Genomic DNA, 25,458 nt, shown 5'->3' on the forward strand with positions numbered 1-25,458 from the left:
AGCAAACGGCTAAAAAGCAAAGAAAAAACAGTGATAGACTCCGGCAATACGTTATCCGCCATGGAGTAGTGCAGTGAGTGAGCCCGTAGAAAATCAGAACGCGTTTAAACATGCTTTTAATCATGGGCTTTTGCAGGACATCGCGAGCTTAATCGCGCGGCATCATCCCGCCTTTAACGCCGAAGCGTTTTTAAACCAAGCGGAAAACCTCGATAAGCTGGAAATGAAGGCCAGAGTCCAGGTGATACGCGACGCGCTGGCGGCGGAACTGCCGCAGGACTACCCGGCAGCATTGGCTGTGGTGGTTTCGGTACTAAAAGAGAACAAGCTGCGCGGCTTTGCCGTCTGGCCTTTTGCGGAGTTTATTCAGGTCTATGGCCTGAACCACCCGGCACTTTCCCTCGAAGCCCTGAAAGTGGTGACAGCCTGCTTTACCGCCGAATGGGCGGTGAGGCCTTTTATCAAGCAGGATCCCAACGCGACCATGCGGTTTCTGCTTAAATGTGCGCAGGACGAAAGCGTGGACATCCGCCGCTGGGCCTCAGAAGGCACACGCCCGCGCGTGCCGTGGGGCGAAAAACTGCATCTGTTTATCGAAGACCCGGCGGGAACCGGAGCCATTCTGGACGCCCTGAAGTTCGACCCGGAGCTTTACGTCAGAAAAAGCGTCGCCAACCATCTGAACGACATCACCAAAGACCACCCGGACTACGTGATTCAGCTTTTGCAAAACTGGCAGCAGCAGGCGAAACAGTCCGGCGGTGACGACGTAAAGAAAGTCGCCTGGATAACCCGCCACTCGCTGCGCACCTTAATTAAGAATGGTCACCCGGATGCGCTGGCGCTTATTGGCGTGCAGCACGGCGCGGACGTCGCGCTGGATGCATTCTCCCTCAAACAAAAAGCGATTGCGTTGGGCGAATACCTGGCATTTAAAGTCAGCCTCCGCTCAACCAGCAGCACCCCGCAAAATATCGTGGTGGACTACGTGCTCCACTTTATGAAAGCCAACGGCAGCACCGCCACGAAGGTTTTCAAGCTTCGCGCGTTCGAACTCCCGGCCAACGGCTCGGTAACGATAGAGAAAAAACACGCGGTGAAGAAAATCACCACCCGCCAGTATTACTCCGGCGTGCAGCGGATTGAGATCCAGGTCAACGGCAAGGTGCTTGGGGGAGAGGAGTGGGTGTTGGATTTATAGCAAGGATCCGCCGCCGGCGTTTTGCGGGTGGCGAGGGTTTTATTGCGCCTAAGCATTGGTTATACCAAAAGAACAGATTTTGCCTTAAAGCTATTTAATAAATGGATTTAAAAGATCTGGAATAAATAAGTTCATGCAGTAAAGGAAAAAACGCTTGAATGGGCTTCACAGTTTGGCTTCTCTGGCCGGGGATGAATTTTAAAGAAGAAAAATATTAATGAAAATCTACTAAGACTCAGAGGTATATCGGCCACATACTATTTCCCGCATGATTACATTATCGAAATTCATTCATAAACTAAATAATTGTATGATTTTAATCCGATGGTAACATAAACCCTTCCAAAAGGAGGGTTATATGTCTAAAGGAATAAAGCAAGTCGGCTTGAGATTGCTGACACTCGGGGAAATTAAGCTCGCCAGAACACTCTACGGTAACGCTATTGAATATTACAAGGTATGGATTCATCGTGGGAGCTATTTGCCATTTAATATGCAAAAAAACAGCTTCGCTATGACACCTAATGGAGAAATATGGTTTCAGGAGGGCGTTTATGAGCCTGATTTCTCCGCACCTCAACGTAATCCCATCGATGCACGTCATCTCTTCATGCATGAAATGATGCATGTCTGGCAGCATCAGCGAGAGATGTGGGTGCGCACTCGCGGAGCTTTCTCCTGGGCCGCTGACTACACCTATGATCTCGATAAACCGACACTGCTTGATTACGGCCTGGAGCAACAAGCCTGCATTGTAAGCGATTACTGGCTATTGAAGACGCACGGATTTAAAGGCAATTCTAATATCTACAATCTTCGCCACTTTAACCCGGCAGAGCCGACGGTTTCACTGTTGTCACGGTACAAGAAAATACTGGGGAGATTTCCTTAATGAATCGCTTATTCAAGTTAATATTTTTGTGTACCGCGTTGTCTGGCTGCGTCGGCGAAGGTTTGGGGGTTGGAGATTGGAAGAGTCTTTATATTGACGGAAACCACATTTGTTTCACCGTGGACAAATCGGACGTGTTGACTCGCTATGTGCTTTCTTCGACTCAGGGTGGCGAATATAAAGTCCTTGCCGTAACCGATCTCGATAATCTTACTTATCCGAATACATGCATAAACATAGAACTAACACCGGGATATATTTACCAGGCATCCTACACGATGAATAAAGCAAACTATCAGTACAGTTTTTTTATTGATAATGACAGGCAAATCATCGAGCTCGGCTGTGGGAAGTAACACCTTTGCCGGGATACTTACACAACCACCTGAACGACATCACTAATCTTCGCCACCTTAACCCGGCGGAGCCGACGGTTTCACTGTTTTCACGGTACAAGAAAATATTGGGGAGATTTCCTTTATGAAGCATGTTGTTGCATTTGTTTCTGCTTGTTCTTTGCTTACTGGCTGTGTGGGTGAAAATCTAGGTGTAGGCGAGTGGCGAAGCTATGACATTATTAACGGCAATCTCTGTTTTACCGTTGATAAATCCGATGTACTAAGTCGCTATTCAATTTCTTCATTACAAGGTGACGACTTTAAAAATCTTGCTGTTGCTGACTACAAACACCTCATTTATCCAGATACTTGCATAAAGGTTCCGCTTACCCGTGGCTACATCTACCAAACGTCCTATACGCTGAATAACAAAGTCTATCGATATGGCTTTTTCATCGACAACAACGGATTATTCATCGAGCTCGGCTGTGGGAAGTAACGCCTTTGCCTCAACCACCAACAGCAAAAAGCCCGCTTAAGTTTCCTTAAGCGGGCTTCTCAAATATGGCTCCTCTGACTGGACTCGAACCAGTGACATACGGATTAACAGTCCGCCGTTCTACCGACTGAACTACAGAGGAATCGTGTGAACGGGGCGAATATTAGCGGCGGCTCCGGGGCTTGTCAAAGGCAAAATCTCACCCTGTGGTGCGTTTGCGGAAACTATCAACATCTTGTTGCCTTTTCAGGCAATCAGAGACAAAAAAATCCTTTGCAGGATAACGATTTGTCGCCCATTATTTGAAATGCCGTTTTATCTTTCCTTGCAGGTCCTCGCTTGAACTTACATGCAGTCCTTCGCCAGAGCGTGGCGAAAACGCCGTGGTACGCCAAACGTAAGAGTTATCGGGTGCTGTTCTGGCGTGAGATAACGCCGCTGGCGGTGCCAATCTTCCTCGAAAACACCTGCGTATTGCTGATGGGGGTGTTGAGTACCTTCCTCGTCAGTTGGTTAGGGAAAGAGGCGATGGCGGGCGTAGGGCTCGCCGACAGTTTTAACATGGTTATCATGGCGTTCTTCGCCGCTATCGATCTCGGCACCACTGTGGTGGTGGCGTTCAGCTTTGGCAGGCTGGATCCGGAGCGGGCGAGGGCGGCGGCCCGGCAGTCTCTGGTGCTGATGACCATAGTTTCTTTTATCATGGCCGCAGGCATTCATCTGGCGGGCACGCACATTATCGATGTCATTGCCGGGAGCGCCACGCCGGAAGTTAAAGCTCTCGCACTTTCTTACCTGCAAACCACCGTCTGGAGCTACCCGGCGGCAGCTATAGCGCTTATCGGTAGCGGCGCCCTGCGCGGGGCGGGGAACACCAAAATCCCGCTGCTGATTAACGGCGGCATGAACATCCTCAACATCATCATCAGCAGCATTCTTATCTACGGCATCTTTGGCTGGGGCGGGCTGGGCTTTGTTGGCGCGGGACTGGGGCTGACGATTTCCCGCTACATCGGTGCGGCGGGCATTATCTTCGTGCTGATGATTGGCTTTAACCCGGCGCTGCGTATCTCGCTGAAAAGTTATTTTACGCCGCTCAACTGGGGCATTTTGTGGGAAGTGCTCGGCATCGGCATTCCGGCGAGCGTCGAGTCGGTGCTGTTCAACGGCGGTAAGCTGCTGACGCAGATGTTCGTTGCCGGGATGGGGACCAACGTGATTGCCGGTAACTTTATTGCTTTCTCGGTGGCCTCGCTGATTAACCTGCCGGGTAACGCCCTCGGGTCGGCGTCAACGATCATCGTCGGCAGACGGTTAGGGAAAGGGCAAATCGGCCAGGCCGAGCGCCAGCTGCGCCATACGTTCTGGCTCGCCACCATTGGCCTGACGATCATTGCCTGGGGAACCGCGCCGTTCGCCGGGTTATTCGCTTCGTTCTACACCAGCGAAGATGACGTCAAAGAAGTCGTTAAAGTCCTGCTGTGGATGAACGCCGCCTTTATGCCAATCTGGGCCGCGTCCTGGGTGCTGCCTGCCGGGCTGAAGGGCGCCCGTGACGCACGTTTTGCCATGTGGGTGTCGATGGCGGGGATGTGGGGTTGCCGCGTTATCGCCGGTTACACGCTGGGGATTGTATTGGGCATGGGCGTGGTGGGCGTCTGGCTGGGGATGTTCGGCGACTGGGCGGTGCGCGGCGCCTGCTTCTACTGGCGAATGGTCAGCGGCCGCTGGCTGAAAAAATACCCGCGACCGCCGAAAGAACCACTTTCGGTTCAGGAAGAAAGCACCGTTTAGCGTTCGAAAGCCCCGGCAATGGCCCGCATGTCGTTGCCGGTTGGTGTCTGGTGAATACGCAGGCCAAACTCGTCCACCACGGCAAAAATATGGTCGAAAATGTCGGCCTGAATGCTTTCATACTCGGCCCAGGCCACGGTGTTGGTGAAGGCATAAATCTCTACCGGCAATCCTTCGCTTTCAGGAGCAAGCTGGCGCACCATCAGCGTCATGTCTTTTCGAATGCGCGGATGGTTGCGCAGGTACTCATTCAGATAGGCCCGGAAGGTGCCGACGTTGGTCATCTGGCGCTGGTTCAGCACCGAGTCGTCGGCGTGCTGCTGGTTGTATTCGCTGATCTCTTTCCCGCGCTCCGCCATATACGGCTGCAGCAGTTTCGCTTTAAGGAGCTTCTCCTGCTCGTCCTGCGATAGAAAACGAATGCTGGTGGTGTCAATGTTCACGCTGCGCTTGATGCGGCGCCCGCCTGAGGCCGACATCCCGCTCCAGTTTTTAAACGCGTCGGACACCAGCGCATAGGTTGGGATGGTGGTAATGGTGTTGTCCCAGTTTTGCACTTTCACCGTCGTCAGGCCGATGTCGATCACCGCCCCGTCCGCGCCGTATTTCGGCATTTCCAGCCAGTCGCCCATTTTCAGCATGCTGTTGGCAGAAAGCTGAATGCCAGCGACCAGGCCGAGAATCGGATCTTTAAACACCAACATCAGCACGGCGGCCATCGCACCGAGACCGCTTATCAATATTGCCGGGGATTTCCCGATAAGCAGCGACACCATCATGATGCCGACAACAATCGCGGCCAGCAGCTTCACGCCCTGGAAAATGCCTTTCAGCGGTAGCTGAGAAGCAAAGGCGAATTTCCCCGACAGGCCGAAGATCACGTCCAGCAGCGAGAAAAAGGACATCAGCGCGTAGAGCATGACCCATAGCTGGGCGCAGGTGGTCAGAATGGTGGCCGCGTCGCTGCCTTTTTGCAGCCACAGCACCGCCTGAACGTTAACGATGATGCCCTGCAGCAGAAACGCCAGCCGCTGGAACAGCTTGTTCTGGGTGATTATCTGCAAAGAGAGGCTGGCGCTGGACTGTGCGCGCTTCTCAAAGGCACGCAGCACTATGCCGTGCAGAATAAAATGCACCACCAGCGCGGTAAGAAAAATGATGCCGAAAATAACGATCAGGGAAGTGGTGTGGCTGGGTTGAATGCCGTATTGCTCGAGGGCGGATATCAATTCCTGCATAACGTCTCCTTTAAAAAACAAGAGGACATCATGCCCTCTGCGGTCCGCGGTCGCAACCCGGCTGTATAATTAGTAGACATATTAACGCGCAATCCTTACAGAATTGTCTCAGGACGGTTATGCTTAATGCATTCACATCATGTTAACTAACAGGGAAATTATGATTCGTTTCTCCACGCTGGCATTTGTTCTGGCGGCGGTCACGCAGAGCGCGATGGCCGTGACCTATCCTTTACCGCCGGAAGGCAGCCGCCTGGTGGGTGCGCCCCTGACGATTACCGTGCCGGAAGGGAACAAAGAGCCGCTGGAACACTTTGCCGCTCAGTACGGGCAGGGCTTCAGCAATATGCTGGAGGCCAACCCAGGCGTCGATCCGTTCCTGCCCAAAGTCGGTACGCAGCTGGTTATTCCGCAGCAGGTGATTTTGCCGGATACCATGCGGGAAGGGATTGTGGTGAACGTGGCGGAAATGCGCCTTTATTATTATCCGAAGGACACTAACACCGTAGAAATCCTGCCGATAGGTATTGGCCAGGCGGGGCGCGAAACGCCGCGCAACTGGGTGACCCGCGTCGAGCGCAAACAGGATGCCCCGGCCTGGACGCCAACCCCGAATACCCGTCGCGAATACGCCAAAGAGGGCAAAACGCTGCCGGCTTTTGTGCCGCCGGGGCCGGATAACCCGATGGGCCTGTACGCCATTTACATCGGCAAGCTGTACGCCATCCACGGCACCAATGCCAACTTTGGCATCGGCCTGCGCGTCAGCCAGGGCTGCATCCGCTTGCGCAACGACGACATCAAATTCCTGTTCGATAATGTGCCGGTCGGGACCCGCGTTCAGCTCATCGACCAGCCGGTGAAGGTGACCGCCGAGCCGGACGGCAAGCGCTGGCTGGAAGTTCACGAGCCGCTGTCGCGCAACCGTGCGGAGTTTGAGTCCGACAAGAAAGTGCCGCTGCCGATGACCACCTTATTGCGCAGCGAAACTCAGGCTTCAGGTGTAAATACGGCTGTGGTGAGTGAAGCACTTAATCGCCGCTCGGGGATGCCGGTACAAATAAATTCAGCCGCCACGGAAACAGGGCGACTGTAATAATCAGTAAGAAAAAGAAAAGCTCGCGCGTTGCGAGCTTTTCTTTTATTTGAATAATATTGCCGTAGCGTAAAGTTTATTATTTCCGCCTGCCGACGTGACTTTAAATGCGGTTGCCCCGGCCTGGCTGGCTTTATCGGCAAGTTTGTTAACAGCCTCGTCAAGCGTTGTGGCACCGGTGACTGAAATATAGCCCATGCGCTGGCCGGCGGTGGTTGACTGGACTTCGGTGGCGGCTAAAGCCGTGCCGCTAAGGGCGGTCAATACGGTAAGGGCAAGGGCGGAATTAATCAGTTTACGCATCATAATAAATCTCTCATTGTGAATAATTAAACAAGGTTTCGGTTGATGCGTTGCATGTTAGGTTGCCGTCCGGGCAATGAACAGCTGGCATTATTGATGAAGACTTTCAAAAATTCTGGCTGGTAATATCCGGGTGTTATTGACTGTAAATTAATATCAGCCAGCTTATTTTTTTCTTTCATTAACCTGCGGCAACGTGAAGTTTTGATGGCTATAAAACGGTGGGCCGCTAATAAAAAAACGCACGGAGGGGATCGCTCCGTGCGTCGGATTATTGCTCGTCAGACCCAGCGTCGCTGAACCTTTAGCGCAATAGCGAAGGCAAATTAAACCCCAAGGCGATCGCGAAGACTGTAGTAAGCCGCGCCCATCGCGGTAAACGGGATGCGGAACGTGCGGCCACCCGGGAACGGGTAATGCGGCAGGTTGGCGAAGGCATTGAAGCGCTCCGCATCGCCGCGCAGGAGCTCTGCAATCAGGCGGCCGGCCAGGTGGGTATAGGTCACACCGTGCCCGCTGCAGCCCTGACTGTAGTAAATATTCTTATCCAGACGGCCCACCTGCGGCAGGCGAGACAGGGTCAGCAGGAAGTTCCCGGTCCAGCTGTAGTCAATCTTCACGCCTTTCAGCTGTGGGAAGGTTTTCAGCAGGTTGGGCATCACCAGGCGTTCAATATCCGCCGGGTCACGGGCGCCGTACACCACGCCGCCGCCGTACAGCAGGCGGTTATCGGCGGTCAGGCGGTAGTAATCCAGCAGGTAGTTACAATCTTCCACACAGTAATTTTTGGGGATCAGCGAGCGGGCGAGATCTTCTCCCAGCGGCTCGGTGGTCAGCACCTGCGTGCCGCACGGCATGCTGCGCTTCGCCAGTTCAGGTTCGAGTTTATTGCCGAGATAAGCGTTCCCGGCGACGATCACGTACTTCGCCGTGACCTTGCCTTTCTCCGTGCTGACGATGGCCGGGCTGGCGTGCTCAATGTGGGTCACCGGGGACTGTTCGAAAATGCGCCCACCGTTCAGGCGAATTGCATTAGCCTCGCCAATGGCCAGGTTGAGCGGGTGAATATGGCCGCCGCTGTGGTCGAGCAGAGCGCCGACGTAGCGGTCGCTGTTCACTTCCCGCTTCAGTTCGCTGGCGTCCAGCAGTTCAAGCTGGGTGTTGCCGTAGCGCTCCCAGTTGGCCTTTTGCTCTTCGAGGGTTTCCATTTGCTTATGGTTCATCGCCACAAACAGGCCGCCCGGACGATAATCGCAGTCAATCTGGTAGCGCTTGATGCGCTCGCGAATAATTTCCCCGCCTTCGAACATCATACTGCCGAGCATTTTGGCCGCTTCCGGGCCATAGCGGCGCTCAATCACGTCGATGTCGCGGCTGTAGGAGTTCACCAGTTGCCCGCCGTTGCGCCCGCTGGCACCAAAGCCGATGCGTGCAGACTCCAGCAGCACCACGTCATAACCCATTTCAGACAGGTGCAGCGCAGACGAAAGGCCGGTATAGCCGCCGCCAACCACGCACACGTCGCAGGTCACGGATTCATTCAGCTGTGGGAACGGCTCATAGTGGTTGGCGCTGGCCGCATAATAGCTGGTGGTATGTTCAGTCATGATGAAGGCTCCAGGGCAATCCAGATGGTTTTCAGTTCGCTAAATTTCTCAAGGGCATGCAGGGATTTATCGCGGCCGTTGCCGCTCTGCTTGTAGCCGCCGAACGGGACGGTCATATCGCCGTCGTTGTAGTTATTGACGAAAACGGAACCGGCTTTAAGGCTGCGGCTCATGCGGTGGGCGCGGGAGAGATCCCGGGTCCACACGGCAGCACCGAGGCCATAATCGCTGTCGTTGGCAAGGGCGAGCGCCTGGGATTCGGAGGTGAAACGGGTGACGACGAGCACCGGGCCGAAGATCTCTTCCCGGCCCACACGCGCATCCGCCGCCGTATCGGTAAAAATCGTCGGGCCGATAGCCGCCGGGTGAGCGTTGTTCCGCCCGTCGAGCGCCAGCTTGCCCTGGTTTTCCCCGTCGCGAATAAAGCCGTGAACGTTGTCGGCGTGGGCGCAGTCGATCAGCGTCCCCATGGTGGTTTCCGGGTCGAGCGGGTTGCCGGGCTGCCAGTTTTTTGCCTGCTCTTTCAGTAGAGCAATAAACTCGTCGGCGATGCTCTCTTCCAGCAGCAGGCGAGTCCCGGCGATGCAAACCTGGCCCTGGTTATAGAAAATACCGGCGGCGGTGGTTGCCGCGGCTTTGTGCAGATCCGGGCAGTCGGCAAAAACGATATTGGCGCTTTTCCCGCCGGCTTCGAGCCAGACGCGTTTCATGTTGCTGTCGCCCGCATCTTTCAGCAGCTGTTTACCGGTGCGGGTGGAGCCGGTGAAGGTAATCACGTCCACGTCCGGGTGCTGAGCCAACGCCTGGCCCGCTTCGTGACCAAACCCGGTCACGACGTTAAACACGCCGTCCGGCAGGCCAGCTTCTTTAGCCAGCGCCGCAAGACGGATTGCCGACAGCGGTGATTTTTCAGAAGGTTTAAGGATCACGCTGTTGCCCGCCGCCAGCGCCGGGCCTAGCTTCCAGCAGGCCAGCAGCAGCGGGAAGTTCCACGGCACAACGGCGGCAATTACGCCAATGGGTTCGCGCACAATCAGCGCCAGTTCGTTGACGCCGGTGGTGGCTACTTCGCCGTAGACTTTGTCGATGGCCTCGGCGTACCAGCGAATAGCGCGGGCGCTGCCCGGAATATCATCGCGCAGGCTATGGCGAATAGGCTTGCCGGTGTCGAGCGTTTCCAGCAGCGCCAGCTCCTCGCGATGCTGCTCCATTAAATCTGCCAGCCTGCCGAGCACGGCTTTGCGTTTGGCCGGGGAAGCCTGCGCCCAGTCGCCGCGATTAAAGACATCGCGGGCGACCTTCACCGCAATATCGACGTCCGCTTTTTTGCCTCGCGCCACTTCGGCAAGGTCACGCTGGGCAAAAGGATCGACGGTACTAAATGTTTCGCCGTCCTGTGCCGCGCAATATTCGCCGTTAATAAACAAGCGCGTTTCCGGCGAGGTATTTTTGGCTTTCTCCTGCCAGTAATTAAGATGCTGAAAGTCCATGATGACTCCTTTTATTCAATCGGATAAATGGCCTTACTGGGTTCTTCAGGCAAATTTGGGCTGCAAAAAGCCCCAGGAAATAAGTCCTGTTAAAAAAGGTTTTGAAATAAGGCCTGATTACTCAGGCCTGAAAATAATTAGAACGTGGTGGGGGTATGGGCGCTGATAATGCGGCAGATGCCTGCCGAGGTGTTGCTGAAGCTGTGCGGCATGCCGGTATTAATGGCATAGCTTTGCCCCGCAACCAGGTGCCAGGTCTGGCCGTTTACGGTCAAAACCACTTCACCTTCCAGTATCGTGCCTGTCTCCTCACCCTGGTGTTTGATCCTCTCGCCGGTGGTGGTTCCCGGCTGATAGGTCTCAATGATCATCGCCAGCGTACGGTTAGGATTCCCATTGTGTATTAATTTCATTGAAACACCCTGACTGCCTATTTCAATCAGATCGTCGTAATTAATCACGACCTGCGGCTCATCAGGTTTTTCCGGTTCCGCGAAGAACTCGGAGAGCGACAGCCCGTAGACTTTCAGCAGCTTCTGCAGCGTACTGATAGCAGGACTGACTTTGTCCTGTTCTATGGTGCTGATGGCGCTATGCGTTAATCCAGACAGTTCGGCGGCACGACGTTGAGAGAGACCCAGTTGCTGGCGGATCGCTGACAAACGTTTACCCGGCGCCAGGCCGTCATCGCTCATAATGGCATTTCCTTAACGGTAGTGGTCAGAGCCGCTGCTTTTCAGCGAGGTGGTTCTGACTGGCGGTGATAAAACCCTCAAGCAACAAACGCGATAGTGCATATTCGCTACTGTTCCATTCCGGATGCCACTGAACCCCGAGGGCAAAAGGATGATCGTGAACGCTCGCGGCCTCCACCAGACCATCCTGTGAACGCGCCTCGACGCGCAGCAGCGGACCCAGCGTTTTCGCTCCCTGGCCATGTAATGAATTCACCCAAAACGTGTTGCAGCCCGGTATCAACTGCGAAAGCAATCCTCCCTCATGAACCTGGACTTCGTGTGATGGGGCATACTGCTGCTCCACCGGGAGTTCCGGATCTTCACGGTGCTCCAGAAACTCGGGACGATCGCTCAGGCGACGATACAGAGTCCCGCCGGTGGCGACAACAAGTTCCTGTAAACCCCGGCAGATGGCGAAAATGGGAATGCGCCTTTTGAGCCCGGCGGCGATAAGCGCCATGCTCAGTTCATCACGCCCGGGGTCGGCGTCAGGCTCATCGCCGTTTTCACCATAGAGGTGCGGCTGCACGTTGCTGGGGCTGCCCGGCAGGAAGATCCCGTCCAGTTTTGGCAGCAGCGCTTCCAGCAGTTCCGGCTCTGCCAGCGCGTGGGGCAGGGCAATGGGCAAGCCGCCTGCATTCAATACCGCGTTCAGGTACTTTTCTTGCAATGTTTGGGTCAGATGACCCTTAAGCCTGTTTCTGCACATCACAACGCCGATTAATGGCTTGTCAAATATATCGACCATGATCAACCTCACATTCTGGACTAAATTATTTCCAAACGATTCCATGTTGGCCATTTCCGTTCAATATTTTCTCAACTTAGCAGCGGTTTAACTGTCTTGCAAACTTAAATTAACATTTGACAAACATTTTGTTTCACACCATTGTCGATAAGTGGACATTATATTTAACGGTCGACATCAGCGACCGGCATCCAACGCAACGGCGGTGAATCATGGAAACCAATATCGTAGAAGTTGAGAATTTTGTTCAGCATTCCGAAGAGAGACGAAGTAGCGCGTTTGCACGCGAAGTGAATACCTTCCTTGAACGTTATCCCAATACCCAATATGTCGATGTCCTGCTCACTGACCTGAACGGCTGCTTCCGGGGGAAACGTATTCCGGTGGCCGGGCTGCGTAAGGTAGAGAAGGGCTGTTACTTCCCGGCGTCCGTGTTTGCCATGGATATTCTCGGGAACGTAGTAGAAGAGGCCGGGCTGGGGCAGGAGCTGGGCGAGCCGGACCGCCGCTGCGTGCCGGTGCTGGGCACGCTGACCCCTTCGGCGGCTGACCCGGAATTTATCGGCCAGATGATGCTGACCATGCTGGATGAAGATGGCGCTCCCTTTGACGTTGAGCCGCGGAACGTGCTGAACCGACTCTGGCAGCAGCTGCGCCAGCGTGGTCTATTCCCCGTGGTAGCGGTAGAGCTGGAGTTCTATTTAATTGACCGCCAGCGCGACGCCGAAGGCTACCTGCAGCCGCCCTGCGCGCCGGGCACCGACGATCGCAATACCCAAAGCCAGGTCTACTCCGTCGATAACCTTAACCACTTCGCCGACGTGCTGACCGACATCGACGACCTGGCCCGCCTGCAGCTGATCCCCGCCGATGGCGCGGTGGCGGAAGCCTCGCCGGGGCAGTTCGAAATCAACCTGCACCACACCGATAACGTGCTGGATGCCTGCGATGATGCGCTGGCGTTAAAACGTCTGGTGCGAACTGTCGCCGAGAAGCATAAGATGCACGCCACTTTTATGGCGAAGCCGTATGAAGAGCATGCGGGCAGCGGGATGCATATCCACATCAGCGTGCTGAATAACAAAGGTGAAAACGTGCTGGCGGACGCCGACGGCGAAGACTCAGCGCTGCTGAAGCGCGCGCTGGCGGGCATGATCCAACTGATGCCTTCTTCTATGGCGCTGCTGGCCCCGAACGTGAATTCATGGCGTCGTTTCCAGCCGGGGATGTACGTCCCGACTCAGGCGTCGTGGGGGCATAACAACCGCACCGTGGCGCTGCGTATTCCTTGTGGCGACAGAGACAACCATCGCGTGGAGTATCGCGTGGCGGGGGCGGATGCCAACCCGTATCTGGTGATGGCGACTATTCTGGCCGGGATTTTACATGGGCTGGATAACGACCTGCCGCTGCAGGAAGAGGTAGAGGGCAACGGGCTGGAGCAGGAAGGGCTGCCGTTCCCGATCCGCCAGAGCGACGCGCTGTGGGAATTCACCCAGAACGATCGTCTGCGCGACCTGCTGGGCGAGCGTTTCAGCCACGTTTTCCATGCGTGCAAGCACGATGAGCTGGTGCAGTTTGAGCGTTTAATCACAGAAACTGAAATTGAGTGGATGCTGAAAAACGCCTGAGTGTGGCGCCTGCCCGGCAGAGCTTACGTGTCCGGGCACGCGAATAAATAAGTAGCATCATACGGACTGAGCGGAGCCAGGCCGGACGTTTTGCAGGGCAACCTGCCATTTCCCGAAGTCGCGTAATGGAGCGCGGGCGGCAACGGGTCTTCAGTTAACGACAATGTGTACGACGAGGAAATGAAATGATGCAGATGCAAATGTTTAAATATCCGCACGGCGAGGGCGAACGCTGCTGCCGTATTGACAACGACGGGCCAGTGGCCAGCGTGAACCCCATTGCCGTTCCCCGACAGTTAGGATTAACCCCCAGGCTAAGCAGGTTTGCCCGAACGAACAACGTTTCGCAAACCTGTATTCGCGTGGGGGGACATCGTCATGGCGACTAACTCTTCCGCAGATATTGTTTCGCAGGCGGGAAAACCGCAGCTGCGTAAATCTCTGAAACTCTGGCAGGTGGTGGTGATGGGCCTGGCCTATCTCACGCCGATGTCGGTGTTTGATACCTTCGGGATTGTGTCCGGCATCAGCGACGGCCACGTCCCGGCATCCTACCTGCTTGCGCTGGCGGGCGTGCTGTTTACCGCCATCAGCTACGGCAAACTGGTGCGCCAGTTCCCGCAGGCCGGGTCAGCTTATACCTACGCCCAAAAGGCCATTAGTCCGCACGTAGGCTTTATGGTGGGCTGGTCATCGTTACTGGATTATCTGTTCCTGCCGATGATTAACGTCCTGCTGGCAAAAATCTACCTTTCGGCGCTGTTCCCGGAAGTCCCGCCGTGGATCTGGGTGGTCGGTTTTGTCTGCATCCTGACGGCGGCCAACCTGAAGAGCGTCAATCTGGTGGCGAACTTCAACACTCTGTTTGTGCTGGTCCAAATCGCCATTATGGTGGTGTTTATCATTCTGGTGGTGCAGGGGCTGCACAAAGGCGAAGGCGTGGGCACCGTCTGGTCGCTGCAGCCGTTTATCAGCGAAAATGCGCACCTGATCCCGGTGATTACCGGCGCGACGATAGTCTGCTTCTCGTTCCTCGGCTTCGATGCGGTGACCACGCTGTCGGAAGAGACGCCCGATGCGGCGCGCACCATCCCGAAAGCTATTTTCCTGACTGCGGCCTACGGCGGCATCATCTTTATCGTTGCCTCGTTCTTTATGCAGCTGTTCTTCCCGGACATCAGCCGCTTTAAAAACCCGGACGCAGCGCTGCCTGAGATTGCGCTGTACGTTGGCGGCAAGCTGTTCCAGTCGATTTTCCTCTGCACCACCTTCGTTAACACTTTGGCATCCGGGCTGGCCTCCCACGCCAGCGTTTCGCGTCTGCTTTATGTGATGGGCCGCGACAACGTCTTCCCGGAAAAATACTTCGGCTACGTACACCCGAAATGGCGCACCCCGGCGCTGAACGTGATCATGGTCGGGATCGTGGCCCTGTCCGCGCTGTTCTTTGACCTGGTGACGGCGACGGCGCTGATCAACTTCGGTGCGCTGGTGGCCTTTACCTTCGTGAATCTGTCGGTGTTTAACCACTTCTGGCGTCGTGAAGGCCGCAACAAAACCTGGCGCGAGAAGCTGCATTACCTCATTCTGCCGCTGATTGGCGCGGCGACGGTGGCGGTGCTGTGGGTGAATCTGGAAGTGACGTCCCTGACGCTGGGGCTAGTGTGGGCGGCGGTCGGTATTCTGTATCTGGCCTTCCTCACCCGCCGCTTCCGCAGGCCACCGCCGGTGTTTGACGCCACCAAGGCCGAGCGTGCCTGGGAGTAAGGGAAGGTTGCGTTAGAGAAGAAGAAGCTCGCTTAATATGCATTAAGCGGGCTTTTTTGTTCCAGATTTTGTCAGCTCAGAAAAGCAAAAAGCCCGCTTAGTTTCCTAAGCAGGCTTCTTAAATATGGCTCCTCTGACTGGACTCGAACCAGTGACATACGGATTAACAGTCCGCCGTTCTACCGACTGAACTACAGAGGAATCGTGTGAACGGGGCGAATACTAACGGCGTGAGTCCGGGTTGTCAAAGGCTGTTTTGGTGAAATGCGTTTAACTGCCGATTAATCCAGCAAATCAATGAAAAAGGCCGCAAACGCGGCCTTGAAAGGTTACTGCTTGCACAGCGGGCTAACGGGCTGCGTGGCGGCTTCAAGCCAATGACGCACCTCTTCGTTCACCCGCGGGGAGAGCATTTCCCGCACCTGCTGGTGGTAGTCGTCAAGCCAGGCGATGTCCTGCGGGCTGAGCAAATCAACGTCAACGGCGGACAGATCGATAGGGATCAGCGTCAGCGACGAGAATTTGCAGAAGCCAGGCCGGGAGGCAATGACCTCGACCTGGTTTTCGATGCGGATCCCGTGGCTGTCCGCCAGGTAATAACCCGGTTCGATGGTGAGGATGTTGCCCGGCAGCATCGGCCATGGGTTCACTTTCTTCGCCATGCGGTGCGGATTTTCGTGGATCATCAGTCGGTGGCCAACGCCGTGCCCGGTGCCGTGATCGTAATCCAGCCCCAGTTCCCAGAGCGGGCGGCGGGCAAAGGCATCGAGCTGGTGGCCCTGAGTCCCCTGTGGGAACTGCAGCGAGATCAGCGCCAGGAAGCCTTTCAGCACGGCGGTGTAGTGCAGGCGGCGGGTCGCATCCAGCTCGCCAAAGCTGAGCGTACGGGTGGCGTCCGTCGTGCCGTTGATATACTGCCCGCCGGAATCATTGAGGTAAAACTGCGCGGCGGTAAGGGCGAAATTCGTTTCCGGCGAAGAGTGGTAGTGGCACATCGCGGCGTTGCTGCCCGCGGCAGAAATGGTGCTAAAGCTTTGCTCGGTAAAGGTGGAGCCCTGCTGGCGGAAGCTCAGCTGTTTTTCCTGCGCCTCCAGCTCGGTGACCGGGTTACCTGCGGCTTCGCGGCGCGGCACTTCTCGGGTCAGCCAGGCAAGGAAATTCACCCAGGCCACGCCGTCTTCGATGTGGCTGTCGCGGTAGCCTGCCAGTTCGGTTTCGTTCTTATTGGCTTTGATTAGCGTGACAGGATCCGGCGCCCACAGCACCCTGCCTCCGCCTTGCTCCACGGCAAAGCGCACGGCGACCGGCGCAGAGTCCGCGTCGATGAGGGTATGTTTCCCGGTTGCCAACTGCTGGCAGCGGGCAAGGAATTCACTCATCGGGCGGAGCGTGATGCCGTTGAGCCAGGCTTTATCCAGCTTCCGCAGTTTTTCTTCCGCTACAAACCATTCAATGTCACCCCTGGCGCTCAACAGTGCGAAGGAGTGCGGCACCGGGCTCATTGGAATATCCGAGCCACGTACGTTCAGCAGCCAGGCGATATTGTCCGGCTGCGTCAGCGCCAGATAATCCGCCCCGGCTGCGCTCAGCACCTGGGCGATCCGCTCACGCTTTGACGCAGCGCTTTCGCCACTGATTTCATCCGGCATGGCGATGATTTCCCCGCAGGGTGCTGCTGGGCGATCGGGCCAGATTGCATCAAGCGGATCGTCATCTAACGCCACCAGATCGCAGCCGCTGGTACGCAGGCTTTCGTACTGGCTGTTGACCATCAGCAGCGGTTCGAAGGCGATGCGTTTACCTGCCGGAAGATTATCGCGGAGCCAAAGGTGCAGCGGCTCGTCGTGCAGATGATGAATCTCGAACTCTGCCAGATTCACCTGATGGCGAGCCTGAACCTGGTAGCGCCCGTCCACAAACAGCAGGGCGCGGTCAGCAAGCACTAGCGCCAGCCCGGCGGAACCGGTAAAGCCGCTGATAAACTCGAGTTTATTGTCATAAGGCGCACAGTATTCGCTTTGATGGGCATCGGCGCGCGGCACGATGATCCCATCCAGCTCGCGCTCCCGGAGCAGCGCCCGCAGTGCGCCGAGTGATGAAGTGTGTTGCATCCAGCTTCCTTATTCTTTTTATTAACGGAACGGAGGTTCGTTGAAGGTACGCAGCTTGCGCGAGTGCAGCTTTTCACCTTCGGCACGCAACAAATCAATGGCCCGAATGCCAATCTGCAGGTGCTCGGAAATCGCCCCTTCATAGAAACGGTTGGCCTGGCCCGGCAGCTTGATTTCGCCGTGCAAGGGTTTGTCTGAAACGCACAGCAGCGTGCCGTAAGGCACCCGGAAGCGATAACCCTGTGCGGCAATCGTCGCACTTTCCATATCGATAGCCACCGCGCGGCTGAGGTTGAAGCGCAGCGCAGAAGCTGAATAGCGAAGCTCCCAGTTGCGGTCATCGGTGGTGACCACCGTGCCGGTGCGCAGGCGCTGTTTCACTTCTTCGCCCGGCATGCCGCTGACCTGCTTGGTGGCGTCATAAAGGGCGCGCTGCACCTCCGCGATGCTTGGAATAGGAATATCCGGCGGCAGCACAGCATCCAGTACGTGATCGTCACGCAGGTAGGCGTGAGCCAGCACGTAGTCGCCAATTTGCTGGCTTTCACGTAGGCCGCCGCAGTGGCCAATCATCAGCCAGGCATCCGGGCGCAGCACCGCGAGGTGGTCGCAGATGGTTTTGGCGTTGGACGGGCCTACGCCGATGTTAATCAGCGTAATGCCGCTGCCGTTTTTATCGATCAGGTGCCAGGCTGGCATCTGGTGTTTCTTCCACGCCAGGTCGGAAATCGCCTCTTCCGGGGCTTCGGTTTCGGCGGTCAGCCAGGTGCCTCCGGCGCAGGACAGGGCGATATACGGGCTGTCCGGGTCGAGGATTTGCTGGCAGCCCCAGCGGACAAACTCGTCCACATAGCGGGTGTAGTTGGTGAACAGCACGAAGGGCTGGAAGTGCTCCACCGGCGTGCCGGTGTAGTGGCGCAGGCGAGCCAGCGAGAAATCCACGCGGCGGGCGTCAAAGTGCGACAGCGGCCAGGCTTCCGTCGGGTGGAACAGGCCGTCGGCAGTTTCATCGCCAATCTGTGACAGCTCGGTGGTTGGGAAATGGCGCGTCAGTCCGGCGCTCATCGTGCGGTCGAGGTTCAGGCCGTCAATCACGTATGGGTAAGGGATCTCATGCTGAGAAGGGCCAACCTCAATGTGCACGCCGTAGTCTTCACTCAGCAGGTTCAACTGTTCGTGCAGGTAGCTCTTAAACAGCGCGGGACGGGTCACCGTGGTGGTGTAGCTGCCGGAGTGGGTAAAGCGGGCATAGGAGCGGGTATTTTTCGGGCCACGGGGAACGCCGTCCCAGCTCACCCGCAGTTCGGGGTAGACAAACAGCCCGTCGGAACGCGCGTCTACGTCCGGCAGCGTGCCATGTTGGGTGTAGAGGGCAATCGCATCGCGAAGGGCGGTTACCGAACTTTCGTACAATGCTTCCAGCTTGTCCAGGGCTTCAGCAGGCGTCAGCCCCTGGCATACAACGTTATTATTCATTGATTCTCCTTTACCGGTTCTCGCCGGGTTAGTGTCTCAGTATGTCACGCCGGGCGCAGAACGGAAGCGGAAGACGGGAAGAGTTGCGAGCCTCATAAAAAATTCATCACAAAAAAATGAATACCCGCGCAGAGGCTGCCGATAACCCCATTGATACCCGAGCTTGATGGGATAACGACAATAACGATGAGGGGAACGACATGGGAATGTTAAAGAATTTTACCGTACGCCGGGTACTGCTCACCGTGCTGGGGCTGTTCTGCCTGCTGTGGTCAGCCGTGGGCGTGTTTACCGTTTATTCGCTGGCGAAGCTGGGGGACGGCAACGCCGTTGACCATCAGCTGGTGTCGCAGATGACGATACTCAGCAAAGGCAACGACCAGTATTTTCGCTTTATTACGCGTCTTTCGCGGGTGATGGAGGCGAAGGCGGCGGGGGAAGCTGCCGATTTTAAGCCCGTGCAGGAAGCGCTGGATAACATGAAAAGCGAACTTGAGCGTCTGAAGAGCGTTTCGCCTGGGCCAATGGATCCGGCCGTTTCCGCCGACGTGATCGAAAAATGGCAGCAGCTTTTAGATAACGGCGTGGCGGTACAGATGCAGCTTGCCCAGCAGGGAAGCGCGTCGGATTATCGCCAGCAGGCCACCCAGGTCACGCCGCCGCTCAGCCGTGCCTTCGGAGCCAGCAGCAGCAAGTTTACCGCCGTGGCCGAAGAACGACTGGACCGGACGCGGGTTGCCGTGGACTCTCTGACTCGCCTGATGAAAATCACCGTGCTGGTGGCGATTGTGATTGGGCTGCTGATCCTGCTGTTTACCGATCGTTATCTGGTGAACCTGCTGGTGAAACCGCTGGACCGCATTCGGGATCATTTCTCGGTCATTGCGAAAGGCGACCTCAGCCATCCGGTGGAGGACTTTGGGCGGAACTGCGTCGGCAAACTGTTCCCGCTGCTGGCCGAGATGCAGGGCAGCCTGCGTGATGCGGTGAGCGCGATTCGCAGCGGCACGGAGAACATTTATCGTGGCTCGGCGGAGATCTCTTCCGGCAATAACGATCTCTCTTCACGCACCGAAGAACAGGCCGCCGCGCTGGAAGAAACCGCCGCCAGCATGGAGCAGCTCACGGCCACGGTTAAATTCAACGCCGAGAATGCGCGCCAGGCCAGCAGCATTGCGGAAAAAGCTTCACAAACCGCCAGCCGCAGCGGCAAGCTGGTGGGCGATGTGGTGGTCACGATGGAAGGGATCTCCGACAGTTCCCGCAAAATCAGTGAGATCACCAGCGTCATCAACAGCATTGCCTTCCAGACCAACATTCTGGCGCTAAACGCTGCCGTTGAGGCCGCCCGCGCGGGTGAACAGGGCAGAGGTTTTGCCGTGGTAGCGGGGGAAGTGCGCAACCTGGCCAGCCGCAGTGCGGGCGCGGCGAAAGAGATTGAAACGCTGATTGCCGACTCGGTAAACCGGGTGAACAGCGGCGCGGCGCTGGTCAACGAGGCAGGCAACACCATGAAAGAGGTGCTGAAGGCGGTGTCTGACACCACGCAAATTATGAAGCAGATTGCCTCGGCAACGGACGAGCAAAGCAAAGGTATTTCTCAGGTGAGCGTGGCGGTCAGCGAAATGGACAGCGTGACGCAGCAAAACGCCGCGCTGGTGGAGCAGATCTCGGCGGCGGCGGCGGCGCTCGAAGGCCAGACTGAAATGCTGCAAAAAGCGGTGGCGCGTTTCCGTCTGTCCGGGCGCGAAGAACACGCCGTGGTGGAAACGAAAGTCAAACCTCAGGCAAAAGCCGCATCAGCCACCACGGCAGGAGATGACTGGGTCACGTTTTAAGTTTCGATAGCGGGCAGGGTGCGCATCGCGTTTTCGCAGCGCGCCTTGACCGCTTCGTGCAGCAGCCGCACCGTGGTCGACAGTTGCTTACGGTGCGGGCAAATCAGATTCAGTGGAATGCTGTCCCCTTCATACTGCGGCAGCAGCAGCTTTAAACGGCCTGCCTGCACATCCTCGCTGACATCCAGCCAGGATTTGTAGGTCATACCTTCCCCTTTTACCGCCAGCCGGTGAATGACTTCCGCATCATCGCTCATCATTGAACCTTTCACCGCCACCTGCTGCATTTTGCCGCGCAGGCTGAACGACCAGCTATTGTGCACCCGCCCGCGAAGCACAAACGTCAGCGCATTGTGCTGGGCCAGGTCGGCAAGGGTTTGGGGTTCGCCATAGCGTGCCAGATAGGCGGGAGATGCAACCAGCACGCGGCGGTTTTCTGGCGCGACCGGCAGGGCGATGTAAGACGCATCATCGTTATTACCGTAGCGAAAAGCCACATCCACCGGATCTTTAAACACGTCGGTGATTCGATCGGAAAACAGAAGTTTCAGGCTTAGCGCCGGGTAAGTGCTGCGAAATTGCTGAAAAACATCCAACAGGAGATTTCGCCCAAGATCCGAAGGGACGGCGATTTGCAGCGTGCCGCGTACTTCGTCGCTGGGGGGCTGGATCTGCTCATACCCGGCATCCAGCGTCTGCAGCACCTGCTGGGCGTATGGCAGCCAGGCTTCACCTTCGGGCGTCAGGCGCAGGCTGCGCGTTGAGCGGGCGAACAGGCGAATATTGAGGTTCTGCTCCAGGCGCTTAATGGCGGTGCTGACCTGGGCTGGCTGCAGCCCGGCTTCCCTGGCGGTATCGCTAAAACTGTTTAACGCCGCCGCCCTGACAAACAGCGCAAGGTCTTCCAGCCTGAGCATTTTCACTCTCCGAGTATAAGTGTTGTTTCCTGACGCCGGTTTTTCACCTGACGCGCTCCTTGTACCATGATTTTACTCAATTGATGAACCCATTACCTTATTGGAGCTGCTATGAAAGCTATTGCTATTACACGCGCCGCAAAAGACGGCAGCAATATTGATGCGCTGCAGGACATCACGCTGCCGAAGCCCGTTGCTCAGGGGCACGACATTCTGGTGGCGGTGAACGCCATTTCCGTGAACCCCGTTGATACCAAAGTTCGCAGTGGCTTTAGTAGCGAAACCCCTCGCGTACTGGGCTGGGACGCCGTGGGTACCGTTGTGGAAGTGGGTGAAGCCGTCACGCTGTTCAAGCGTGGCGATACCGTGTGGTACGCCGGGGCGCTGACTCGCCCGGGCAGCAACAGTGAGTTTCAGCTGGTGGACGAACGCATTGCGGCACTTAAGCCTCAGTCCGTGGCAAATGCCGCTGCTGCCGCATTACCGCTGACGGCAATTACCGCGTGGGAAATGCTTTTCGACCGCCTGGGTATTCAGGAAAACGGCAGTGAAGATGCCGTGCTGTTGATTGTGGGCGCGGCCGGCGGCGTGGGCTCAATTCTGACCCAGCTTGCCCGCAGGCTGACAAAAGCCACCGTGATTGGCACCGCCTCTCGCCCGGAAAGCCAAAAGTGGGTGAACGAACTCGGCGCCCACCACGTTATCGACCACAGCCAGCCTCTGACGGAAGAATTACAGCGTATTGGCGTGAAGCACGTTACGCACGTTGCCAGCCTGACCAATACCGAACAACATTATGCCCAGCTGATTGAGGCGCTCATCCCGCAGGGGAAATTTGCGCTAATTGATGATCCGACCGCGCTGGACGTTCGCGCCTTGAAGGCCAAAAGCATTTCGCTGCACTGGGAGTTTATGTTCACCCGTTCGATGTTCGTCACCAGCGATATTATTGAGCAGCATAATCTGCTGACGCGCGTGGCCACGCTTATCGACCAGGGCGTGTTAAGAACTACGCTCGGCGAACACTATGGCACAATCAACGCGGGCAACCTTCGCCGCGCCCATGCGCTGCTGGAAACCGGGCGTGCGGTGGGTAAAATTGTGCTGGAGGGATTCTGATATGGCAACGGCAGAAACGTTGACGATTATTGCCATGCTGAAGGCGAAAGCCGGCCAGCGGGATAACCTGAAAGCCGCGCTGAAGGCGCTGGTTGCGCCGAGCCGCCTGGAGCCTGGCTGCCTCGACTACACCCTGTTTCAGCTTCAGCAAGAGCCGGATACGTTTTACGTTCGCGAGTCATGGCGCGGGCAGCAGGCGCTCGACCTGCACAATACGCTGCCTCACTTCCAGGCCTTTGTGAAACAAATGGACGCCCTGCTGGCGGAACCGCTGAAGCTGGTTCCGCTGGACGAAGTTGCCGTTTAACACTTTACTCGCGGCGGCCAGGCTGGCCGCTGCAAAACACAACGACTTATTCAGGAAAAATAATGAACATTGTTGATGCTGCCTCCCGGCGCTATGCCACGAAAGCTTTTGATGCGTCTAAAAAAATTGCCGCTGAAGACGTGGATAAAATCAAAAATCTGCTGCGACTGAGCCCGTCGAGCACCAACTCGCAGCCGTGGCATTTCTTGCTGGTAAGCAGTGATGAAGGCAAGGCGCGTATTGCCAAAGCGACCACCGGGCCTTACGCGGCAAACGAGCCTAAAGTGCTGAATGCTTCACATGTCGTGGTGTTCTGCGCCAAAACAGTTTATGACGATGCGCACCTGCAAACATTGCTGCAAAAAGAGCAGGATGATGGGCGCTTTGCCACGGAACAGGCCAAAGAAGGGCAGCACAAAGGCCGCTCTTTCTATGCCAATAAACACCGGTTTGACCTGAAAGATGCGCAGCACTGGATGGAGAAACAGGTTTACCTCAACCTCGGTACGCTGCTGCTGGGCGTTTCCACCCTGAACATTGATGCCGTGCCGATTGAAGGTTTTGATGCTGCCGCGCTGGACGCAGAGTTTGGCCTGCGCGAGAAGGGCCTGACCAGCGTGGTGATGGTGGCGCTGGGCTATCGCAGCGTGGAGGACTTTAACGCTGGACTGCCAAAGTCGCGCCTCGATTTCAGTCAGATCCTGACCGAAATCTAAGGCGTGATAATAACTTGATTTAACTTTTCCTGGCTGACGCAGGAATGGATATTAGGCCATTCCTGCGTTTATTCATCAAATCGGTGGCATTGAGGTGTGGCAAGCGAAGGGAAATGATCTATACTTTGTTCTCTTAATTCTACGGACGGCGATGGTTGTGAAGGACACGTATTATAATGACAGCAAAGTAAATTCATTAATTCAGCGCGAACTTGATGAATTTATTCTGGATTACAAACATACGACCTACGCGTATGCTGTGATGAATAAGAAAGACCCTTCCCAAATGCGTATTATTAATAACAATCCGCAATGGTTTAACATTTATCTCGAGAATAAATATCAATTTATTGACCCAGTGATTGTCCGGTCTCTCAGCACCCTGGAGGATTTTTCATGGGACAGCGGGATGATGGTCTCTTCCGGGTATACGCTGAAGCGTATTTTTGACGAAGGTTCACTGCACAATATTGTGCAGGGGCATACTTATCCGCTCCACGACTATGTGAACAATCTTGCGGTGCTTTCGCTGATTAGCCATCAGCCTTCAGATGTTAACCTCACTGAAAACCGTGAGGCGGCGATCGCTTTCTTTATCAAGCTGCACCAAAAAATGCTGAATTTATACAGCGATATTCGGCAGAAAAAGAATGTTTTCTTGTCACCGCGTGAGCAGCAAATTTTGCAATGGGTCTATACCGGAAAAACCTATGGCGAGATTGCGACTATCTTGTCCATTACCGAGCGCACGGTGAAATTCCACATGGGCAATGCCATGAAAAAGCTTGGCGTTAACAATGCGCGTCACGCGGTTAAACTAAGTATCGAACTCAGGTTGTTGGATCTGGATGCCTGACCGACGAGCTTACAGGTTATTGAGCTGGGTGAGCGTCTCACGCAACCATGCGCTGTTTTTATCTTTATTAATAATATCTTCTATAACCTGTTGATTAGCAGGCATGTAAATATAATAAACCGCTTCGCCCTTTTCTGAGAGCCCCTTCTGCAGCACATCAACTTTCCAGTTGGCCTGACGGAAAATGGCGTACATTCCCCGACTTGTCACCGCGTGCATACCGGGATAGCCATTTTTCATGCAATACATAATCATCGCCAGAAATAATGCTTTACTGGCGGGTAGGGTGCGTAAATTACCTTCGTCACGACGATCTTTGTCGAGGAATAATCGGGTAATTTCACAGCATGGAATATCTTTTGGTAAACTAATGTTATTAAAATATTGATAAAATATTTCATCTGTCATTGTCGGATGTTTGGCATCAATAAAGCGTGCGCCGCAAAATAATTTACCTTCCAACATGCCCATTAAATAAGTTGTATTTGCGTTATCGAATTGATCTCTTTCCTGATTATCTTCACATTCCACTTTCCATTCGAGCCGTTCGTGAAATGTTTTTTTGCGTAACGCATACAATTCCCGGGCGAGACCGGGGTGTAAATCATTATGATTACTTATAAAAAATTCAATTGCAGAACACATCGCGTATCCCTGTATGTGGAGGTCCCCTGTACTTAAAGACAGCTTTTTTTTGCCTAAGGCCTTCTCTAAACTTAAAAAAATCCTGACCGGCCGCGCCAACACGCAAGCGGGTCAGGCGGTCAAAGACCTGAG

At 55.4% G+C, this 25,458-nt stretch carries 24 protein-coding genes and 2 tRNA genes; 14 read left to right on the forward strand and 12 right to left on the reverse strand.

What is annotated here, in order from left to right; all coding sequences use genetic code 11:
- Positions 1-73: 73 nt before the first annotated feature.
- From F3J26_RS03090 to F3J26_RS03105, 4 genes are all read left to right on the forward strand, one after another.
- The gene (locus F3J26_RS03090; RefSeq protein ID WP_166991348.1) at positions 74-1,201 is read left to right on the forward strand and encodes a DNA alkylation repair protein; all 1,128 of its coding nucleotides are present in this window, start codon (positions 74-76) and stop codon (positions 1,199-1,201) included.
- 358 nt (positions 1,202-1,559) lie between these two features.
- The gene (locus F3J26_RS03095; RefSeq protein WP_166991351.1) at positions 1,560-2,093 is read left to right on the forward strand and encodes a type IV secretion protein Rhs; all 534 of its coding nucleotides are present in this window, start codon (positions 1,560-1,562) and stop codon (positions 2,091-2,093) included.
- On the forward strand, positions 2,093-2,449 hold the full coding sequence (locus F3J26_RS03100; RefSeq protein ID WP_008454978.1) for a putative T6SS immunity periplasmic lipoprotein: 357 nt from the start codon (positions 2,093-2,095) through the stop codon (positions 2,447-2,449). Before F3J26_RS03095 ends, F3J26_RS03100 begins: the two co-directional genes overlap by 1 nt.
- Before the next feature lie 124 nt (positions 2,450-2,573).
- A complete protein-coding gene (locus F3J26_RS03105) occupies positions 2,574-2,930 on the forward strand; it encodes a putative T6SS immunity periplasmic lipoprotein (protein WP_008454976.1) in 357 nt (118 codons plus the stop codon).
- Between the two features lie 66 nt (positions 2,931-2,996).
- Here the strand turns inward: F3J26_RS03105 and F3J26_RS03110 are convergent.
- A tRNA-Asn gene (locus F3J26_RS03110) sits at positions 2,997-3,072 on the reverse strand.
- A 197-nt stretch (positions 3,073-3,269) separates the two neighbouring features.
- On the opposite strand from F3J26_RS03110, the gene F3J26_RS03115 reads away from it, so the two are divergent.
- The gene (locus F3J26_RS03115; protein ID WP_166991354.1) at positions 3,270-4,724 is read left to right on the forward strand and encodes an EmmdR/YeeO family multidrug/toxin efflux MATE transporter; all 1,455 of its coding nucleotides are present in this window, start codon (positions 3,270-3,272) and stop codon (positions 4,722-4,724) included.
- Here F3J26_RS03115 and F3J26_RS03120 read toward each other — a convergent pair.
- A complete protein-coding gene (locus tag F3J26_RS03120; RefSeq protein WP_166872702.1) occupies positions 4,721-5,962 on the reverse strand; it encodes a mechanosensitive ion channel family protein in 1,242 nt (413 codons plus the stop codon). The genes F3J26_RS03115 and F3J26_RS03120 overlap by 4 nt on opposite strands.
- Before the next feature lie 160 nt (positions 5,963-6,122).
- Between F3J26_RS03120 and ldtA the strand changes: the two genes are divergently transcribed.
- Positions 6,123-7,058, forward strand: coding sequence for a L,D-transpeptidase (gene ldtA / locus F3J26_RS03125; RefSeq protein WP_166991356.1), 936 nt, complete (start codon positions 6,123-6,125; stop codon positions 7,056-7,058).
- A 45-nt stretch (positions 7,059-7,103) separates the two neighbouring features.
- Here the strand turns inward: ldtA and F3J26_RS03130 are convergent, their stop codons facing one another.
- The 5 genes from F3J26_RS03130 to puuD form a co-directional block, all read right to left on the reverse strand.
- Entirely contained in the window at positions 7,104-7,364 is a 261-nt protein-coding gene (locus F3J26_RS03130; RefSeq protein WP_166991360.1) for a YdgH/BhsA/McbA-like domain containing protein, read from the reverse strand.
- Positions 7,365-7,687: 323 nt separating this feature from the next.
- Complete coding sequence (locus F3J26_RS03135) at positions 7,688-8,968, reverse strand: NAD(P)/FAD-dependent oxidoreductase (protein WP_008454965.1); 1,281 nt, start codon at positions 8,966-8,968, stop codon at positions 7,688-7,690.
- Positions 8,965-10,458, reverse strand: a complete 1,494-nt coding sequence (puuC, locus tag F3J26_RS03140) for an aldehyde dehydrogenase PuuC (protein WP_166991363.1) — start codon at positions 10,456-10,458, stop codon at positions 8,965-8,967. Before puuC ends, F3J26_RS03135 begins: the two co-directional genes overlap by 4 nt.
- A gap of 137 nt (positions 10,459-10,595) precedes the next feature.
- Entirely contained in the window at positions 10,596-11,153 is a 558-nt protein-coding gene (puuR, locus tag F3J26_RS03145) for an HTH-type transcriptional regulator PuuR (RefSeq protein WP_008454961.1), read from the reverse strand.
- 25 nt (positions 11,154-11,178) lie between these two features.
- Entirely contained in the window at positions 11,179-11,943 is a 765-nt protein-coding gene (puuD, locus tag F3J26_RS03150; protein WP_008454959.1) for a gamma-glutamyl-gamma-aminobutyrate hydrolase, read from the reverse strand.
- Between the two features lie 212 nt (positions 11,944-12,155).
- On the opposite strand from puuD, the gene F3J26_RS03155 reads away from it, so the two are divergent.
- The 3 genes from F3J26_RS03155 (at position 12,156) to F3J26_RS03165 (ending at position 15,341) form a co-directional block, all read left to right on the forward strand.
- Positions 12,156-13,574, forward strand: coding sequence for a glutamine synthetase family protein (locus F3J26_RS03155; RefSeq protein ID WP_166991366.1), 1,419 nt, complete (start codon positions 12,156-12,158; stop codon positions 13,572-13,574).
- Between the two features lie 185 nt (positions 13,575-13,759).
- Complete coding sequence (locus F3J26_RS03160) at positions 13,760-13,963, forward strand: hypothetical protein (RefSeq protein ID WP_166991369.1); 204 nt, start codon at positions 13,760-13,762, stop codon at positions 13,961-13,963.
- Complete coding sequence (locus F3J26_RS03165) at positions 13,953-15,341, forward strand: APC family permease (RefSeq protein WP_008454957.1); 1,389 nt, start codon at positions 13,953-13,955, stop codon at positions 15,339-15,341. The genes F3J26_RS03160 and F3J26_RS03165 overlap by 11 nt, the downstream gene beginning before the upstream one ends.
- A 125-nt stretch (positions 15,342-15,466) precedes the next feature.
- On the opposite strand, the gene F3J26_RS03170 is transcribed toward F3J26_RS03165, so the two are convergent.
- The 3 genes from F3J26_RS03170 to F3J26_RS03180 all read right to left on the reverse strand — a co-directional run bounded on the left by F3J26_RS03170 (position 15,467) and on the right by F3J26_RS03180 (position 18,928).
- Positions 15,467-15,542 (reverse strand) — tRNA-Asn (locus tag F3J26_RS03170).
- A 128-nt stretch (positions 15,543-15,670) separates the two neighbouring features.
- Complete coding sequence (locus F3J26_RS03175) at positions 15,671-17,452, reverse strand: aminopeptidase P family protein (protein ID WP_166991372.1); 1,782 nt, start codon at positions 17,450-17,452, stop codon at positions 15,671-15,673.
- Positions 17,453-17,473: 21 nt separating this feature from the next.
- Positions 17,474-18,928: an AMP nucleosidase gene (locus tag F3J26_RS03180; protein WP_008457975.1), complete on the reverse strand. Its 1,455-nt coding sequence runs from the start codon at positions 18,926-18,928 to the stop codon at positions 17,474-17,476.
- Positions 18,929-19,128: 200 nt separating this feature from the next.
- Between F3J26_RS03180 and F3J26_RS03185 the strand changes: the two genes are divergently transcribed.
- Positions 19,129-20,766, forward strand: coding sequence for a methyl-accepting chemotaxis protein (locus F3J26_RS03185; protein WP_166991375.1), 1,638 nt, complete (start codon positions 19,129-19,131; stop codon positions 20,764-20,766).
- Here the strand turns inward: F3J26_RS03185 and F3J26_RS03190 are convergent.
- Positions 20,763-21,683: a LysR family transcriptional regulator gene (locus F3J26_RS03190; protein ID WP_166991378.1), complete on the reverse strand. Its 921-nt coding sequence runs from the start codon at positions 21,681-21,683 to the stop codon at positions 20,763-20,765. The two genes, F3J26_RS03185 and F3J26_RS03190, sit on opposite strands and share 4 nt — an antisense overlap.
- Before the next feature lie 111 nt (positions 21,684-21,794).
- On the opposite strand from F3J26_RS03190, the gene F3J26_RS03195 reads away from it, so the two are divergent.
- From F3J26_RS03195 to F3J26_RS03210, 4 genes are all read left to right on the forward strand, one after another.
- On the forward strand, positions 21,795-22,802 hold the full coding sequence (locus F3J26_RS03195; RefSeq protein ID WP_166991381.1) for a zinc-binding alcohol dehydrogenase family protein: 1,008 nt from the start codon (positions 21,795-21,797) through the stop codon (positions 22,800-22,802).
- A gap of 1 nt (position 22,803) precedes the next feature.
- Positions 22,804-23,109 carry an antibiotic biosynthesis monooxygenase gene (locus F3J26_RS03200; RefSeq protein WP_166991384.1) on the forward strand — a complete coding sequence of 102 codons (306 nt, stop codon included), beginning with the start codon at positions 22,804-22,806 and terminating at the stop codon, positions 23,107-23,109.
- Positions 23,110-23,171: 62 nt separating this feature from the next.
- Positions 23,172-23,825 carry an oxygen-insensitive NAD(P)H nitroreductase gene (gene nfsB / locus F3J26_RS03205; protein WP_166991387.1) on the forward strand — a complete coding sequence of 218 codons (654 nt, stop codon included), beginning with the start codon at positions 23,172-23,174 and terminating at the stop codon, positions 23,823-23,825.
- A 151-nt stretch (positions 23,826-23,976) separates the two neighbouring features.
- Positions 23,977-24,681 carry a LuxR C-terminal-related transcriptional regulator gene (locus tag F3J26_RS03210; RefSeq protein ID WP_166991390.1) on the forward strand — a complete coding sequence of 235 codons (705 nt, stop codon included), beginning with the start codon at positions 23,977-23,979 and terminating at the stop codon, positions 24,679-24,681.
- Between the two features lie 9 nt (positions 24,682-24,690).
- On the opposite strand, the gene F3J26_RS03215 is transcribed toward F3J26_RS03210, so the two are convergent.
- Complete coding sequence (locus F3J26_RS03215; protein ID WP_008457988.1) at positions 24,691-25,326, reverse strand: acyl-homoserine-lactone synthase; 636 nt, start codon at positions 25,324-25,326, stop codon at positions 24,691-24,693.
- Positions 25,327-25,458 lie beyond the last annotated feature (132 nt).

Origin of the sequence: Enterobacter sp. Ap-867, assembly GCF_011752855.1 — a bacterium.
In the GTDB taxonomy this organism is placed as follows: domain Bacteria; phylum Pseudomonadota; class Gammaproteobacteria; order Enterobacterales; family Enterobacteriaceae; genus Cedecea.